This is a genomic window from Saccharomonospora sp. NB11 (assembly GCF_015910535.1).
In the GTDB taxonomy this organism is placed as follows: Bacteria; Actinomycetota; Actinomycetes; order Mycobacteriales; family Pseudonocardiaceae; genus Saccharomonospora.
In genome coordinates this window covers 1-16,696 of the sequence record NZ_JACBJG010000011.1, presented here as the reverse complement: position 1 = coordinate 16,696, position 16,696 = coordinate 1, and the positions used below count along the sequence as shown (strand labels likewise).

Sequence of the window (16,696 nt, the reverse complement as noted above, 5' to 3'; positions counted from 1 at the left end):
CACGTCACCACTGAGGTGGGAGGGTCTCCTCGGGTGGCGGCGGCCCCGGCGGCGTGCCGTCCCCGAAGGGACGTCCGCCGAGGTCCTCCCGGCCGTGGGGAGTCGCCCACACCGACAGGTCGGGACCCTTCGGAACGATGCGGGTCGGGTTCACCTCACCGTGCACCTGGTAGTAGTGCCGCTTGATGTGGTCGAAGTCGACCGTGTCGCCGAAACCCGGTGTCTGGAACAGATCGCGCGCGTACGCCCACAGCACCGGCATCTCGCTGAGCTTGGAGCGATTGCACTTGAAGTGACCGTGGTAGACGGCGTCGAACCGCACGAGCGTGGTGAACAACCGGATGTCGGCCTCGGTGATCGTGTCCCCCACCAGGTAGCGCCGGGTGGCCAACCGCTCCGACAGCGCATCGAGTCGTGCGAACAGTCGGTCGTAGGCCTCCTCGTAGGCAGCCTGCTTCGTGGCGAACCCCGCCTCGTACACCGCCGCGTTCACGTCGGCGTACACGGCGGCGTTCACCTCGTCGATCTCGTCGCGCAACGCCTCGGGGTAGAGATCGGGCGCCCCGGGACGGTGGTAGGCGGTCCACTCCGTCGACAGATCGAGGGTGATCTGCGGATAGTCGTTGGTCACGACCTTTCCACTGGGTATGTCCACGATCGCGGGCACGCTAATGCCGCCCGAATAGTCGGGATCGGCCTTGGCGTACGCCTCGCCGAGGAACCGGATGCCGAGCACCGGGTCACGGCCGTCCGGGTCGAGGGTGAATCGCCAACTGCGGTCGTCCTGGATCGGGTCGGCCACGGCGACCGACAGCGCCTGCTCCAGACCCAGGAGCCGACGCACGACGAGCGCGCGGCTGGCCCACGGGCACGCCCGGCTCACGACGAGGCGGTAACGGCCCGCCTCGACCGGCCAGCCGTCACGGCCGTCGGCGGTGATGCGGGAGGCGAAGTGATTGGCAGCGCGGTGGTACTGCCCGGTTTCCGGGTCGGTCTCGATACCCATGGCGTCGACGCTAGTGCGCCGACGACGCCAGGTCATCCACCGAAACGAGCACACGGGGAAGACGTCGAGCAGGTGCGACACCAGCGAACGGGGAGACCGAACAGCCGATGAAACCCATGCCGGTCACCGACTCGATGTTCCTCGCCCTCGACACCCGCGAACACCCCATGCATGTCGGGGGCCTCGCACTGTTCACCCCACCCCCCGACGCGGGCGACGACCACCTGCGGCTGCTGCGCGAGGACCTGCTGCGCCACTCCCCCGTACGTGACGTGTTCCGGCTGCGACCCGCCACTCCGCTGCACAGCCTCGGCTACCTGGCCTGGACCGAGGACACCGACCTCGACCTCGACTACCACTTCCGGCACTCGGCGCTGCCGCAGCCCGGACGCATCCGCGAGCTGCTCGAAGTCGTCTCGCGCTGGCACAGCACACCACTCGACCGGCATCGGCCCCTGTGGGAGATCCACCTCGTCGAAGGACTCGCCGACGGCCGGTTCGCGTTCTACAGCAAGATCCACCACGCGCTGCTGGACGGCGTGTCCGCGCTGCGGCAGCTCCAGAGCGTCCTCACCGACGATCCCGACGCGCGCGACTGCCCGCCGCTGTGGGGCACCCGGCGGCCTCCGCGCGACCGCGTCCGACCGAGTCCGCGCCCGACCGCTCTGCTGCGGGCCGGGGGACGGCTCGTGGGCGACCTCGTCGGGATGGCTCCTGTCGCCGCCCGCGTGGCGACCGAGGCGTTCCGGGACCACCGCCTCACCCTCCCACTGGAAGCCCCGAGGACGATGTTCAACGTTCCCGTGGGTGGGGCGCGGCGGTTCGCGGCGCAGTCGTGGGAGCTGGAGCGCATCGGTGCCGTGGCCGACGCCGCGGGCGTGCCGCGCAACGACGTCGTGCTGGCGATGTGCTCGGCCGCGTTGCGGACGTATCTGTCGGAGCGGAACGAGCTTCCCGACACCTCGCTGGTGGCGATGGTGCCGGTGTCGTTGCGCCCCCGCTCCGGCGACGCGACGGCGGGCAACCGCGTCGGCGCCCTGCTGTGCGAGCTCGGGACGAACCTCGTCGACCCCGCCGACCGGCTCACCGTCGTGCACCGCTGCATGTCCGACGGCAAGCGGCTGTTCAAGGACCTGTCGCCGACGCAGGCGTTGGCGTTGTCCGCGCTGAACGTCGCGCCGTTCGCCGTGGCGCCGCTGCCCGGAGTCGTCACGCACACGCGCCCGGCGTTCAACGTCGTGATCTCGAACATTCCGGGGCCGCGCTCACAGCTGTACTGGAACGGCGCCCGCCTCGACGGCCTCTATCCGGCGTCGGTGCTGCTCGACGGCCTGGCGCTGAACATCACGACCGTCAGCAGCGGGGGCACTCTGGACGTCGGCATCACGGGCTGCCGCCGCAGCGTGCCGCACCTCCAACGCCTCCTGACCTATCTGGAGGACGGCCTGAGCGCCCTCGAACGCGCGGTGCTGTAACCCCACGGCGGCGGGCTGCTGATCAGTTCCGGACGCCCGCCGGGCGGTCGGTCGGCCACGGGTTGATCTCCTCGATCAGCCTCGCCACCGCCAAGACGAGGTCGTCGGAGTGCCGTGGCCCCACGATCTGCAGCCCCACGGGCAGACCGCTGGAGGTGAACCCGGCGGGCACGGTGATCGCGGGCTGCTGGGTGAGGTTGAACGGGTACGTGAACCGCGTCCACTGCGGCCAGCTCTCGTAGTCGCTGCCCGGCGGCACGTCGTGACCCACCTCGAACGGTGGAATCGGCATGGTGGGCGTGATCAGCACGTCGTAGCGGGTGTGGAACTCTCCCATGTGGATGCCCAGCGAGGCCCGCTCGGCGGTCGCGTTCAGGTAGTCGCGCGCGGAGTAGGTGCGACCCCGCTCCCACACCGCCCGTAGGCCGGGGTCGATCCGCTCCTCGGAGCCGGGCGGGAACGAGTCGAGCCACTGGGCGGCGCCCGCCGACCAAAGCACGTCGAACGCGTCGGCCGGATCGTCGAAACCCGGGTCGGCGTCCTCGACGAGCAGTCCGACCTCGCTGACCTTCGCGGCGACCGACACCACGATCTGCGCGATCTCGGGGTCGACGTCGACGTAACCGAGGTCTGCCGAGTACGCCGCGCGCAGCCCGCGGACGTCACGCCGCACCGCCTCGCGGTAGGTGCTGGGCGGAGGCGGGAGCGCGCTCGGGTCGCGCGGGTCGGGCGCGGCGATCACGTCGAGCAGCAGCGCCACGTCGTCCACCGACCGCGCCATCGGCCCCGCGTGCGCGAGCGCCCCGTACGGGCTCGCCGGATACAGCGGGACCCGACCTCCGGTGGGTTTGAAGCCGACGACGCCGCAGAACGACGCGGGAATGCGGATCGATCCTCCGCCGTCGGTGCCCACCGACAGCTCGCCCATGCCCGCCGCGAGCGCCACGGCGCTGCCGCCGCTCGACCCGCCGGGGGTCAACGCGGGGTTCCACGGGTTGCGGGTGATGCCGTCGAGTGGGCTGTCGGTGACGGCCTTCCAACCCAGCTCGGGCGTGGTGGTCTTGCCGAGCAGCACGAGGCCGTGTTCGCGCATGCGCGCGGTGACGGGACTGTCGACGTCCCAGGCCTGGTCGCGGTCGATGCACAGCGAGCCACGCAGCGTCGGCCACCCCTGGGTGAGAAAGAGGTCCTTGATCGACGACGGGACTCCGTCGAGCCAGCCGATGGGGTTGCCCTGCCGCCAGCGTTCCTCCGAGCTGCGAGCCGCGTCGAGCGCCACTTCCGGGTCGACGAGCGTGAACGCGTGGTAGTCGGAATCGCGGTCGGCGATCACGTCGAGAGCGGCGCGGGTCGCCTCGACGGGCGACAGCTCGCCGGACGAGTAGGCGGCGACCAGCTCGCTCGCGGTCAGCATCGGCAGGCTCGACATCGGTCTCCTCGTCGTCGTCGGCGAAGGCGCACCTCAGCTCGTCGAGGGTACATAGCCCAGACGTTTGTCGACGACGTTGCGCAGCGGTCGGCCGTCCCGCCACCGGGCGAAGTTGTCGGCGAAGACGTCGACGAGCGCGTTGCGCCAGCCGACGACGTCGCCGGACATGTGCGCGGAGATCAGCACGTTCTCCATCGTCCACAGCGGACTCTCCCGCGGCAGGGGCTCCTGCTCGAACACGTCGAGCGCGGCGCCGGAGAGGTGGCCGTCACGCAGGGCCGCCACGAGGTGGTCGGTCACCATCAGCTCTCCCCTGCCGACGTTGATGAAACGCGATCCCGGTTTCATGGCGGCGAAGACACGGTCGTCGAACATGCCTCGGGTCTGCTCGGTCAGGGGTGCCACCGCCACCACGACGTCGACGTCGCTCACGTGGTCGGCGAGTTCCGCCGACGGGACGACCGTGCCGAAGTCGGGGTCGTCCTGCCTGGGCCGACGGCCCGCTCCGGCGACCGACATCCCCACCGCGCGCAGCAGGCGGGCGACGGCCCGGCCGATGGGCCCGGTGCCGACCACGAGGGCCGAGGTCCCGGCGACCCGTTCGGTCTCCCGGTGCTGCCAGACGCGTCGCTGTTGCAGCCGGAGCGAGCCGGCGAAGTCCTTGGCGAACGCGATGACGAGCCCGAGGACGTACTCGGCGATGGCGGAGTCGAAGACCCCGCGGGAGTTGGTGAGCACGACGTCGCTGTCGCGCAGTTCGGGGAACATCACCGGGTCCACGCCCGCGCTCGCGATGTGCAGCCAGCGCAGGGAGTCGGCGGAGGACCAGGCCGAGGGCACGGCCCGCGACAGGAAGTCGTAGACGAAGAGCGCGTCCGCGCCCTTCAGGGCGGTGGGGAGCTCGTCGGCGGTGGCGTAGCGAACCGTCGCCGCCTGCTCGATGGGTTCCATGCCGGGGGGACGTCGGTCGCCGCACAGAACGGCGAGAACCGGACGATTCGTGCCACTCACGTTGACACGGTATGAGGCAGTCGTATGATTGTCAACAATCCGAGGAACGCCCCCCGGAGACCCCTTCATGCCGTGACGCCGTCGGAGGTCGACCTTGGATTTCGCAGCATTGGACTTCCCCTCCTTCGACGGCCCGCTCGCCCAGCGCGGGATCGGCATCATCGCCCCGTTCGACCTCGCTCTCGAACGGGAGCTCTGGCGATGGGTACCCATGGAGGTCTCGCTCCACCTGGCCCGCACTCCGTACGAGCCGGTTCCCGTCAGCATGGAGATGGCCCACCTCGTCAGCAACTCGGCGCACCTCGCGGCAGCCACCCGCGACGTCCTCCACGTCGAGCCGGAGGTGGTGGCGTACCTGTGCACCTCGGGCAGCTTCGTCAACGGCGTCTCCGCCGAGTGGTCGCTGCGCAAGGTCATCTGCGACGCGGGCGCCCCGGAGGCCGTCACGACGTCCGGCGCGCTCGCCGAGGTCCTGCACCAGCTCGACCTGCGGCGGATCTCCGTGCTGACGCCCTACGACGCCGACCTCACGGCCCGCCTGCACGACTTCCTCGCCGAACTCGGGGTCACGACCGTCGCGAGCGACCACCTCGGACTCGGCGGCGGCATCTGGAAGGTCGGCTACCGCACGATCGCCGAGCGCATCCTCGCCGCCGACCACTCCGCGGCCGAGGCGATCTTCATCAGTTGCACCAATCTTCCGACCTACGACGTCATCGAGCCGCTGGAGAAAGCCCTCGGCAAGCCGGTGCTGACCGCCAACCAGCTCACGATGTGGGCCTGCCTGCGGCGGATGGAGCTGCCGATCGTGGGACCCGGCCGATGGTTGCGCGAAGTCTCCTGAATTTCCAGTAGGATTGTCGACAATCTGCATTCAGGAGGTGCCCGGTGCCGCGCAGCCAACAGGACGCCACGACGGTCGGCTTCATCTACCCGGACCACGCCGCCGAGGACGACTACCCGTACGCGGAGAAGCTGCTCGGCGACGCGGTCCGGCTCCCGGTCGAACACATCTACGGCACCGACCTCCACGCGGTGCCCGAACTGCTCGACCTCGGCAGCCCCGCCCGGCTCGCGGAGGGCGCGGACAAACTCGCGGCTCACCAGCCCGACGCGGTCGTGTGGGCGTGCACGAGCGGCAGCTTCGTCTATGGCTGGGACGGTGCCCACGAGCAGGTGGCCGCGCTCTCGGCCGCCGCCGGGGGCCGCCCCGCCTCCAGCACGTCGTTCGCGTTCGTCCACGCGGCGAAGGCCCTGGGCGTGCGCACCGTCGCCGTCGCCGCGAGTTACCCCGACGACGTCGCCCGACTGTTCGCCGACTTCCTGGGCCGAGCGGGCGTGGACGTGGTCGGTCTGTCGAGTGCCGATATCGTCACGGCGGCCGAGGTGGGTCGGCTCTCCCCCGACGACGTGGTGGAGCTGATCGCGAGCCGCGACCGGGAGGACGCCGACGCGGTGCTGGTCCCCGACACGGCCATGCGCACGCTCGCCCTGGTCGACGTGCTCGAAGAACGCCTCGGCAAACCCGTCCTGACCGCCAACCAGGTGACCGTGTGGGAAGGCCTCCGGCTCGTCGGAGAGGACGCCCGCACCGTGCCCGGCCTGGGCACCCTGTTCCGAAGGAGAGGCGTGTAGCCATGCTGGCCGACATCGCACCCGTCAGCAGGGAGTCGACGGCGTCGATCATCGCCCGTCAGCTCCGAGACGCGATCATGAACGGCGCCCTGCCACCGGGAACCCAGCTCGGGGAGACGGAGCTGGCGTCCCGGTTCGAGGTGTCGCGCGGCCCGCTACGGGAGGCCATGCAACGGCTGGTGTCGGAAGGGCTGTTGCGCAGCGAACCCCACCGTGGGCTGTTCGTCATCGACCTCGAACCCGACGACGTCCACGACATCTACTGGGCACGGTCGGCCATCGAACGCGCGGCGGCCCAGCGCGTCGTGCGTGGTCCGCACCGCCACGACGTCGTCGCGCGGCTGACGGAGTCGGTCACCGCCATGGCCGAGGCCGATGAGCTCGACGATCCCGCCGCGCTCATCGAGGCCGACCTCGCGTTCCACGAGACGCTCATCGAGTCGTCCGGCAGCAGACGGCTCGTGCGCATGGCGAGCACCCTGCTCATCGAGACCCGGATGTGTCTGTCGGCGCTGCAGAACACCTACCAGCGCAACTCGCAGGGCGCGGACGAGCGCATCGCCGAACACAACCGCATCATCGAGGCGCTCCGCGACGGCGACGAGGAGTCGTTGATCGCGTTGCTGGAGGCGCACATGGAGGACGCGGTGCGACGGCTGGCCCCGGACAAGACGTTGGTGACGCCCGCGGACAACTGAGTTCGGTTCCGAGTTCGCCACGGGTCCGGGCTCAGAGGCCCGCGATCGCGCCCGCCGCCGTCGCGACGGTGGCACTGCTCAACGCGATGCCCCAGCCCACGGGTCCGAGCGGAGTGCAGCCGAAGAACTGGCTCAGCCCCGGCGTCTGGATCACCGCCGCCAGCGCCGCCGCGGACCCGACGCCGGTGAGCAGCACCGACGGATTGCGGCGGCCGGTCACCAGGGTCTGCCCGAGCTGTGTCGCCACGAGCGCGGCGAGTCCGACGGTGCCCGCCCGGCGACGACGTCCCGTGAACCGGGCGACGGTCCACGCGGTCGTCGCCCCGACGGCGGTCGTGCCCGCACGCACCCCGATGTCGCGGTAGAGCCGCCTGCCCAGCGAACTCTCCGGTCCCTCCCGCAAGACATCCTCCACGCTCTCGTCGTCGGGACGGCGCAGCGCGATGGCCATCGACGGGGCCAGGTCGGTCAGCATGTTGACCAGCAGCAGTTGCCGCGCGTTGAGCGGCGAGCGGCCGGTGACCACCGAGCCGAGGATCGTGAACGCCATCTCGCCGAGGTTGCCGCCGAGCAGCACGCCCAGCGCCGACCGCACCGACGCCCACATCGCCCGGCCCTCCACCAACGCGGCGATGATCGTTTCGAGCCGGTCGTCGGTCACCACGAGGTCGGCCGCGGCCCTGGCGGCGGGCGTGCCACGACCCCCGAGAGCGATGCCGACGTCGGCGAGCCGGATCGCGGGTGCGTCGTTGGCCCCGTCGCCGGTCATCGCCACGGTCTTGCCCAGCGCGCGGTACGCCTGCACGATGCGCACCTTGTGGGCGGGTGTGCAGCGCGCGATCACGTCGACCTCGGGCAGCAGCGCACGCAGGCCCTCCTCGTCGAGTTCGTCGAGATCCGCGCCCGTGACGACCTTGAGGTCGTGGTGACCGTTGATCTCCGCGGCGATCGCGCCGCCGGTCGCCGGGTGGTCACCGGTGAGCATGACGATCTGCACGCCCGCGTCGCGAAGTCGGGCCGCGGCCGGGGCGGCGCTGTCACGCACCGGGTCGGCGATCGCGAGGAAGCCCGTGAACGTCAGACCGCGCACGGCGTCGGGGTCACGCAGGTCGATCGGCTCGGCAAGCGGACGTTCGGCGACGGCGAGCACCCGCCGACCCGCGCCGGCGAGGTCCCGCAGCCGACCGACGAGCCGCTTCCGGGCCTTTCCCCCGAGCTCGCAGCGGGACAGCACCTCCTCCGGAGCCCCTTTCACGCTGAGCAGCAGGCCCTGCGGGGTCCGGCCGAGAGTGGCGTGCAGGCCGCGGGACGACTCGAACGGCACGGACTCGATCTCCTCCCACCGGCCGACCCCGGACGCGGCGGTCACCTCCCATCGCGCGCCCGCCTCGGCGACCGCCCGGTCGGTGGCGTGGCGGAGGTCTTCGTCCTCGGATGGAGTGGCCCGCAACGCCGCGGCGAGCACGGGTCGCAACGCGGCGCCCCTGCCGGACAGCTCCGAGCGCACCGTGTGCCCGTCGTCGAACTCGCGGACGGTCAACCGCCCCTCGGTGAGCGTTCCCGTCTTGTCGAAGCACAGGACGTCGACACGGCCGAGGGCCTCGATGCTGCGGGGGTTGCGCACGAGGGCCCGGTGTTCCGCCAGCCGCCGTGCCGCCGCCAGCTGTGCGGCGTTGACCATGAACGGCAGTCCCTCCGGCACGGAGGCGATGGCGAGGTTGACCGCCGCCCCCAGGCTCTCGCGCAGCGGGATACCCCGCAGGAGACCGGCTCCCACCACCGCCGCCGCGGAACCCGCCGCGAAGGGCAGGCTCTTCTCGGTCAGTTCGGTCAACCGTGACTCGACTCCCGTCGTGGGCGCGCCCTCGCGGGCGATGGCCATGCTGCGCCCGGCCTCGGTGTCGTCGCCGACGGCCACGACGGTCACGGTCGCCCTGCCCGCCGACACGGTCGTGCCCTCGTACACCATCGACGACCGCTCCGCCACGTCCGACGCCACGACCGCGGCGGCGTCCTTGGCCACGGGCAGCGACTCGCCGGTGAGCGACGACTCGTCGAGCTCCAATCCGCTTGACTCCACGATCCTGGCGTCGGCGGGAACCACGTCCCCCGCGGTCAACACGACGAGATCCCCCGGCACCAGCTCGTCCGCGGTGACGACCCGCTCCTCACCGTCCCGCACGACCACGGCGCTGACCGCCGACCGCCGCAGCAGATCCGCCAGCTCCTTCTCCGCCCGGACCTGTTGCAGGCCCCCGATCAACGCCGACAACCCGACGACGGCCACCACCAGTGCCGCGTCGACGGGAGAGCCCACCGCCGCCGCGACGGCGGCACCCCCGGCCATCACCGGGGTGAGCGGGTTCGCCAGTTCGGCCATGAAGGCACTGCCCAACGTCGTCCCGCCGGTGCTGGGGCGTCGCACCGCGGCGGCTCGGCGGCGGGCCTCCGCCTCGGTCAGCCCCGACTCACCGCAGCCGAGCCGCGCGCGCACCACGTCCACGGGCATCATGTGCCAGGGCATCGCACGTGACCCGACCGCCTCCGCGCGGCTCGGCTCGCGGAGTCGCAGCGCATGCCGTCGGGCGTTGAACAGGGCGAGCGCCGCGCCCGCGTTGACGGGGCGCTGTGCCCGCGTGGTGGGGTTCGTCGGCCCGCCACGCAGCACCGAGATCATGCCCACGGCCGACGACGCCTGCGCGATGCGGATGCTGTGGGTCGTCACCTCCTTCATGACCCCGACGGCCTCGATCAGCACGGCCGCGGTGACCAGATCGGCACCCACGAGGACGTGCGCGCCCCACGGTGGCCGTTCCCCCGCCGCGTACACCCCCACCCCGCAGTCGGCCACGGACAGCGCCCGTCGGGAGTTCGACACCACCAGCACCCGCAGACCGCGCTCCTGCAAGGCGTGCACGGTGGCGCGCGGGTCGTCGGTCTCGTGCACGGGAACGCCGCTGCGGCGCGCGGCGACGGACAACAACTCGGTGTTCGGCAGCGACTCGGGATTCAACCCGGCGACCGCCTGCAATCGACGTCCCCGACCCAACCCGACCACCTGGTCGGCACCCTGCCGCCGCACGGCGGCCGTCTCCTCGTCGCCGTGCGGCCCGGTGAGGTCGTGGCCGTCCAGCGGACCGAGCCACCACTCGCCGTCCTCGGACGTGCCGTCGGGTCCCCTGGCGGAGAAGAGCCGCCACGCCACCTCGGCGATCGTCTTCTTGTCGGCACCGCCGACCGGGACGAGGGTGGACATCGCCGACGACCCGGTCCGCAGTCCCTTCCGATCCACGACGACGACGTCGATGCTGTCCATCCGTCGCAGCACCGAGCGATCCATGACGATCGCGCCGCGCCGGGCGATCGCGGTGCCCAGCGCGCTGCCGAACGCCGCCCTGCTCGCCTCCACGGGCTTCGGCAGGGCCGCCAACCCGAGCGCCAACCCGTTGCGGACCCCCAGAAACGGTGCCGCCGCCACACCTGCGACAGCTCCGACACCCAGCGCCCGGCTCTGGTACCGCTCGCCGACACTGCGCGGTGCGGGAGCGGGCCGCGTACTGGACCGCGTCTTGGCGGCGACGGCCTCGGGACCGGTCACGATCCGGTCCTCGACGGCCGACCAAGCGCGCTCGACGGCCCGGGCCTCCTGCCACTGCCCGGCCCGCTGCACGATGTCGAGCATGATGCTCTCGTTGCCCGCCGCGAGCCCCTGCGCGAGCGCTCCCGCCATCGACAGGCGGGAGTCCGCGCGCGTCGGGCCCTGAGCGCGCGACACGATCAGCTCCCGCAGCCACGGGTGGTGTTCGACGGCGGCGAGCACCCCGGCCACCTCAGGAGGAAGCGGTGCCCACCGGCCGAGGCGCGTGACGAGCGACAACAGCAGGCCGAGGACGTCGACGGCCAGGGTCGGCACCACCTGCGTGCCCCTGACCCCTTCGGCCGGATGGTGCGTCTCCTCCTCGGCGATCTCGTCCTCGACGGTCACGGGTTCCGCCTCCGCCTGCCGCACGAGCCGGACGATCTCCGAAGGCCTCGGCGGCGGATCGGCGACGGTGACGACGAGCCGGGAGGTCGGCCCGTTCACGCGCGCCCACACCACCTGCGGGTGCGACTCGACCGCCTCCTCGACCCGGCGGGCGATCGTGGACCTGCCCCGGCCCTGCACACCCCGCACCTCGACGTACAACCGGCCGGGACTCGTGCGCACGTACCGCCGGGGCGTCGTCGCCAACGACGCCAGCCCCTGCACGGTGCCGAGGGCGGAGCCGACCAGGGACAGCGGACCGGGAATCGGCAGACCGAGCAGGTTCATGGAGCCGGAATGCCCCGCGACATGGCGTTCTACGCACCATGGCCGGGCACCCCGGCTCCGCTTCAGAGTGCCTCGGCGATCGCCGTTCCGAGCTCGTCGGTGGTCGCCGTTCCCCCGAGGTCGGGGGTCGCGACGTCGCCCTGCGCCAGCACCTTCTCGACAGCGGCGTCCACCGCCCGCGCGGCCTCCGACTCGCCGAGGTGGTCGAGCATCATGACACCCGCGAGGATCTGCGCCACCGGGTTCGCGATGCCCTTGCCCGCGATGTCCGGAGCGCTTCCGTGCACGGCCTCGAACATCGACGGGTGGGTGCGCTCCGGGTTGATGTTGCCGGAGGGCGCCATGCCCAGGCCGCCCGTCACGGCCGCGGCGAGGTCGCTGAGGATGTCGCCGAACAGGTTCGACGCCACGACGACGTCGAGCCGGTCGGGGTGCTGCACCATCCTGGCGGCGAGCGCGTCGATGTGACACTGCTCGGCGGTCACGTCGGGATACTCGGCCGCGACCAGCTCGAAGATCTCGTCCCAGAACGGCATCGTGTGGATGATTCCGTTGGACTTCGTCGCCGAGCACACCCGCCGCGAGCGGGTGCGGGCCAGCTCGAACGCGTACCGGATGATGCGTTCCACCCCGACCCGTGTGAACACCGATTCCTGGAGCACGAACTCGCCCGGCTGTCCCTGGTTGTGCCTGCCCCCGAGCGTGGAGTACTCGCCCTCCGAGTTCTCCCGCACGATCACCATCTCCAGCTCGTCGGCCGTCCGGTCCGCGAGCACGGAGGTGGTGCCGGGCAGCAGCCGTACCGGCCGCAGGTTCACGTACTGCGAGAACGCACGCCGCAACGGGATGAGCAACCCCCACAGCGACACGTGGTCCGGCACCCCGGGAAAGCCCACGGCCCCCAGCAGGATCGAGTCGAAACGGGCCAGCGTCGCCACGCCGTCGTCGGGCATCATCGCGCCCGTCTCGGTGTAGCGCTCGCAGCTGTAGTCGAACTCGGTCCAGTGCAGGGCGAAGTCGTGTCGTTCCGCGGCGGCGTCGAGCACCTTGCGGGCCTGGAGCGTGACGTCGACGCCGATGCCGTCACCGGGAATGGCCGCGATCTCGTAGGTCCTCACCGGCGCGCTCACAGGCTCACCGCGATGTACTTGGTCTCCAGGAACTCGTCGATGCCGACGGTGCCGCCCTCCCGGCCGAGACCGGACTGCTTGACACCGCCGAACGGTGCGGCCGGGTTCGACACGATGCCCTGGTTCAACCCGACCATGCCGGTCTCCAACCGCTCGCTGACCCGCAACGCGCGCTTGACGTCGTTGGTGTAGACGTACCCGACGAGGCCGTACTCGGTGTCGTTCGCCGCCGCCAGCGCCTCCTCCTCGGTGTCGAAGACCGAGATCGGCGCAACGGGCCCGAAGATCTCCTCCCGAGCGATCCGGGAGTCGGTGGGCACGCCGGTGAGCACGGTGGGCCGGTAGAAGTTCCCCGGCCCGTCCACGGTCGCACCACCGGTCAGCACCTCGGCACCACGCTGGGTGGCGTCCTGCACCAGCTCGCCCACCTTGGCGACGGCAGCCTCGTCGATCAGCGGACCGACCACCACGCCGTCCTCGGTGCCACGACCGATGGGCAACGCGGACATGCGCTCGGTGAGGCGGCGCGCGAACTCGTCGGCGATGCCACGCTGCACGTAGAAGCGGTTGGCCGCCGTGCAGGCCTCGCCGATGTTGCGCATCTTCGCCTGCATCGCCCCCTCGACCGCGGCGTCGAGGTCGGCGTCGTCGAACACCAGGAACGGGGCGTTGCCACCCAGCTCCATGGACGTGCGCAGCACCTTGTCGGCGCACTGCTCCAGCAATAGCCGGCCCACCTGCGTCGACCCGGTGAACGACAACTTGCGAGCCCGGCCGTCACGGATGAGCGGCTCCACGACCCCGCCCGCGTCGGAGGTGGTGACGACGTTGAGCACTCCGTCGGGCAGTCCCGCGTCGGCGAGGATCTGGGCGAGAGCCAGCATGGACAACGGCGTCTGCTCCGCGGGCTTGATCACCATCGTGCACCCGGCGGCGACGGCCGGACCGATCTTGCGGGTCCCCATCGCCATCGGGAAGTTCCACGGCGTGATGAGCAGGGACGGACCCACCGGCTGCTTGGTCACCAGGAACCGGCCGGTGCCGTTCGGCGCCACCGCGTACCCGCCGTCGATGCGCACGGCCTCCTCGGCGAACCAGCGGAAGAACTCGGCCGCGTACGCCACCTCGCCGCGCGACTCCGCCAACGGCTTGCCCATTTCGAGCGTCATCAGCAGGGCCAGTTCCTCCTGCCGCGCCATCAGGGCGTCGTAGGCCCGCCGCAGGATCTCACCGCGCTCCCTGGGCGGATGGGCCGCCCAATCCGCCTGCGCCGAGACGGCCGCGTCGAGCGCCGCCAGGCCGTCGGAGGCGGAGGCGTCGGCGACCTCGCAGAGCACCTCCCCGGTCGCCGGGTCGGACACGGGGAACGTCGCACCGCTGGCCGCGGGCGTCCATTTGCCGCCGATGAACAACTCCTTCGTGACGGCTTCCACCACGCTCGACTCGGTGACCGCGCTCATGAAGACTCCTCGCTGTCGCTGATTGCGCCACTGCGAGTGCCATGCTACGAATATTGTCGACAATCTACAACCCCGGGGGACACCCTCCTCCGGAGGTCGTGGGCCACGACACCGCACCACCGAGCGGCTCGCGTCCCGCGGCCGGTTCGCCCGACCGATCCGACACGTAGCACGTAGGCGGCGTCCACCGACGTCGCGCAGCCGTTGCAAAGGAGCACGCTGACATGGCGCAGCTTTCCCCGATCCTCAAGCAGGCCACTCCGGTCGTCGTCGATCACGGAGAGGGCACCTACCTCTACGACACCGACGGACGCCGCCACCTCGACTTCACCGCGGGCATCGGGGTGACGAGCACCGGACACTGCCACCCGCGCGTGGTGACCGCGGCCCAGGAGCAGATCGGCAAGCTGATCCACGGCCAGTACACCACCGTGATGCACAAGCCCCTGCTGGAGCTGACGGAACGGCTCAGCGAGGTGCTGCCCTCGGGCCTCGACTCCCTGTTCTTCGCCAACTCCGGCAGCGAGGCCGTCGAGGCGGCACTGCGGCTCACCCGGCAGGCGACGGGACGGCCGAACATCGTCGTGTTCCAGGGCGGGTTCCACGGCCGCACGGTCGCGGCGGCGTCGATGACCACCTCCGGCACGCGATTCAGCGCCGGCTTCTCGCCGTTGATGAGCGGCGTGCACGTCGCCCCGTTCCCGTACGCCTTCCACTACGGCTGGGACGAGAAGACCGCGACGGACTTCGCGCTGCGCGAGCTGGACTACCTGTTCGCCACCCAGACCTCGCCCCAGGAGACGGCCGCGTTCTTCGTCGAGCCGATGCTGGGCGAAGGCGGCTACGTGCCCGCCAACACCGAGTTCCTGACCGGCCTTCGTCGCCGCGCCGACGAGCACGGCATCCTCCTCGTCGTCGACGAGATCCAGACCGGGTTCGGCCGCACGGGCAAGTTCTGGGGTCACGAACACTTCGACGTCCGCCCCGACGTCGTGCTCATCGCGAAGGGCCTCGCGAGCGGCTTCCCGCTGTCGGGCATCGCCGCGTCGCAGGAGCTGATGAGCAAGGCGTGGCCGGGCTCGCAGGGCGGCACGTACGGCGGCAACGCCGTGTCGTGCGCGGCGGCGTTGGCCACCCTCGACGTGATCCGCGACGAGAACCTCGTCGAGAACGCGGCGGCCCGCGGTCGTCAACTGCTCGACGGCGCGAAGGCGGTCGGGGAGAAGACGCCGGGCATCGGCGACGTGCGTGGCCTCGGCCTGCTGGTCGGGTCGGAGTTCGTCACCGCGGACGGCAAGCCGGACGGTGCGACCGCGCAGGCCGTGCAGAAGGCCGCCGCCGAGAAGGGCCTGCTGCTGCTCACCTGCGGCGCGTTCATGAACGTCGTGCGCATGATCCCACCGCTGGTGGTGACCAGCGAGCAGGTCGAGGAGGCCCTGGCGATCTGGGCCGACGTCGTCGCGTCGGTCACCGGCTCCTGATCCCGATCCATCGAACGAGGAGTACCCGTTGGCCCGCTACATCACCATCACCCTCGACAAGCGCGGCGTGTCCTGCCGCGCCCGCCTGCTCGACGACGAGGCGCCGAGGACCTGTCAGGCGGTGTGGGACGCCCTCCCGCAGAGCGGTTCGGCGTACCACGCGAAGTACGCGCGCAACGAGGTCTACACCCTCGTCCCGCCATTCGCCGACCCGAAGCCGGGCCGCGAGAATCCCACGGTGACCCCCATTCCCGGAGACGTCGTGTACTTCGGGTTCGAGCCGTGGGAGATCGGCAACCCGGCGTACGGCTACGACGAGGGCAGCGAGGCACACAGCGACCAGGGTGCGACCGACCTCGCCATTTTCTACGGGCGGAACAACCTCCTGATCAACGGTGACGCGGGCTGGGTTCCCGGCAACGTGTTCGCGACGATCACCGACGGCCTCGACGACATGGCCGCCGCCGCGCAGGACCTCTGGTTGCGGGGCGTCGAGGGCGAGACGCTGACGTTCGCCCGCGCCTGAACAGGGAGATCGTTCACCCGACCGGGTAATGTTGCCGTTTTTACTCTCAGTAGATCAGTGGTAACTCACTGGAGTGGCACTGCCGTGGTCGTCGACCTGACGACCACGGACGGCAGCAGGTCGACCCGGTCGGGCGAACACTATTGGTCACCCCACCTCGGACATTTTGGCCCCTCTGTAAAACCCGAAAGAGTTACGACCCTAAACTGAGAGGATTTCACTAACGGCTCCGTTCGCACTTCTCGATCTTTGACAGCGCGATCTTCCAGTGGAAATCTTGATCTCGCTTTCGAGAGCAGAGTGTGCGCACCAATTCGCCGGGTCCTCACCGGACCCCCAACGAAACCCTTTGGTAGAAGGAGCCCCTCATGCAGTTCATGGTCATGCACGGCAGCTACGTCGGCGACATCCTCACCGGCGTGCTGGCGCACCTCGCTCACCTCATCGGCTGGCTGATCTGAGCCACCGCGCCAAGGCATGACTACGCGGGGCCGGCACAGGCGCGAAGCCGGCCCCGCTTCCCCCGCCCCAAT

The 16,696-nt window shown here is 70.8% G+C and carries 12 protein-coding genes; 6 read left to right on the top strand and 6 right to left on the bottom strand.

All coding sequences use genetic code 11. The features are described from left to right. Positions 1 to 4 precede the first annotated feature (4 nt). Positions 5 to 1,006 (bottom strand): glutathione S-transferase family protein, encoded by a 1,002-nt coding sequence (locus tag JAV51_RS16340; protein ID WP_197321609.1) that lies wholly within the window; start codon positions 1,004 to 1,006, stop codon positions 5 to 7. A gap of 107 nt (positions 1,007 to 1,113) precedes the next feature. Between JAV51_RS16340 and JAV51_RS16335 the strand changes: the two genes are divergently transcribed. Continuing rightward, the gene (locus tag JAV51_RS16335; protein WP_197321608.1) at positions 1,114 to 2,481 is read left to right on the top strand and encodes a wax ester/triacylglycerol synthase family O-acyltransferase; all 1,368 of its coding nucleotides are present in this window, start codon (positions 1,114 to 1,116) and stop codon (positions 2,479 to 2,481) included. Between the two features lie 22 nt (positions 2,482 to 2,503). Here JAV51_RS16335 and JAV51_RS16330 read toward each other — a convergent pair whose 3' ends face one another. Continuing rightward, on the bottom strand, positions 2,504 to 3,910 hold the full coding sequence (locus JAV51_RS16330; RefSeq protein ID WP_197321607.1) for an amidase: 1,407 nt from the start codon (positions 3,908 to 3,910) through the stop codon (positions 2,504 to 2,506). Positions 3,911 to 3,943: 33 nt separating this feature from the next. Further along, on the bottom strand, positions 3,944 to 4,861 hold the full coding sequence (locus tag JAV51_RS16325) for a D-2-hydroxyacid dehydrogenase (protein WP_197321730.1): 918 nt from the start codon (positions 4,859 to 4,861) through the stop codon (positions 3,944 to 3,946). Between the two features lie 154 nt (positions 4,862 to 5,015). Between JAV51_RS16325 and JAV51_RS16320 the strand changes: the two genes are divergently transcribed. From JAV51_RS16320 to JAV51_RS16310, 3 genes are read left to right on the top strand one after another with little or no spacing between them, the layout of a single operon-like run. Beyond that, positions 5,016 to 5,765: an Asp/Glu/hydantoin racemase gene (locus tag JAV51_RS16320; protein ID WP_197321606.1), complete on the top strand. Its 750-nt coding sequence runs from the start codon at positions 5,016 to 5,018 to the stop codon at positions 5,763 to 5,765. Between the two features lie 44 nt (positions 5,766 to 5,809). Continuing rightward, positions 5,810 to 6,556, top strand: a complete 747-nt coding sequence (locus JAV51_RS16315) for an aspartate/glutamate racemase family protein (RefSeq protein ID WP_197321605.1) — start codon at positions 5,810 to 5,812, stop codon at positions 6,554 to 6,556. Between the two features lie 2 nt (positions 6,557 to 6,558). Then, the gene (locus JAV51_RS16310) at positions 6,559 to 7,254 is read left to right on the top strand and encodes a GntR family transcriptional regulator (RefSeq protein ID WP_197321604.1); all 696 of its coding nucleotides are present in this window, start codon (positions 6,559 to 6,561) and stop codon (positions 7,252 to 7,254) included. A gap of 31 nt (positions 7,255 to 7,285) precedes the next feature. Here the strand turns inward: JAV51_RS16310 and JAV51_RS16305 are convergent, their stop codons facing one another. The 3 genes from JAV51_RS16305 to JAV51_RS16295 form a co-directional block, all read right to left on the bottom strand. Continuing rightward, a complete protein-coding gene (locus JAV51_RS16305) occupies positions 7,286 to 11,566 on the bottom strand; it encodes a cation-transporting P-type ATPase (protein ID WP_197321603.1) in 4,281 nt (1,426 codons plus the stop codon). A gap of 62 nt (positions 11,567 to 11,628) precedes the next feature. Further along, positions 11,629 to 12,696, bottom strand: coding sequence for a tartrate dehydrogenase (locus JAV51_RS16300; RefSeq protein ID WP_197321602.1), 1,068 nt, complete (start codon positions 12,694 to 12,696; stop codon positions 11,629 to 11,631). After that, positions 12,693 to 14,156 (bottom strand): NAD-dependent succinate-semialdehyde dehydrogenase, encoded by a 1,464-nt coding sequence (locus JAV51_RS16295; RefSeq protein WP_197321601.1) that lies wholly within the window; start codon positions 14,154 to 14,156, stop codon positions 12,693 to 12,695. Before JAV51_RS16295 ends, JAV51_RS16300 begins: the two co-directional genes overlap by 4 nt. A 224-nt stretch (positions 14,157 to 14,380) precedes the next feature. Between JAV51_RS16295 and JAV51_RS16290 the strand changes: the two genes are divergently transcribed. Beyond that, on the top strand, positions 14,381 to 15,637 hold the full coding sequence (locus JAV51_RS16290; protein WP_197321600.1) for an aspartate aminotransferase family protein: 1,257 nt from the start codon (positions 14,381 to 14,383) through the stop codon (positions 15,635 to 15,637). A 28-nt stretch (positions 15,638 to 15,665) separates the two neighbouring features. Beyond that, the gene (locus tag JAV51_RS16285; protein ID WP_197321599.1) at positions 15,666 to 16,163 is read left to right on the top strand and encodes a DUF3830 family protein; all 498 of its coding nucleotides are present in this window, start codon (positions 15,666 to 15,668) and stop codon (positions 16,161 to 16,163) included. Positions 16,164 to 16,696 lie beyond the last annotated feature (533 nt).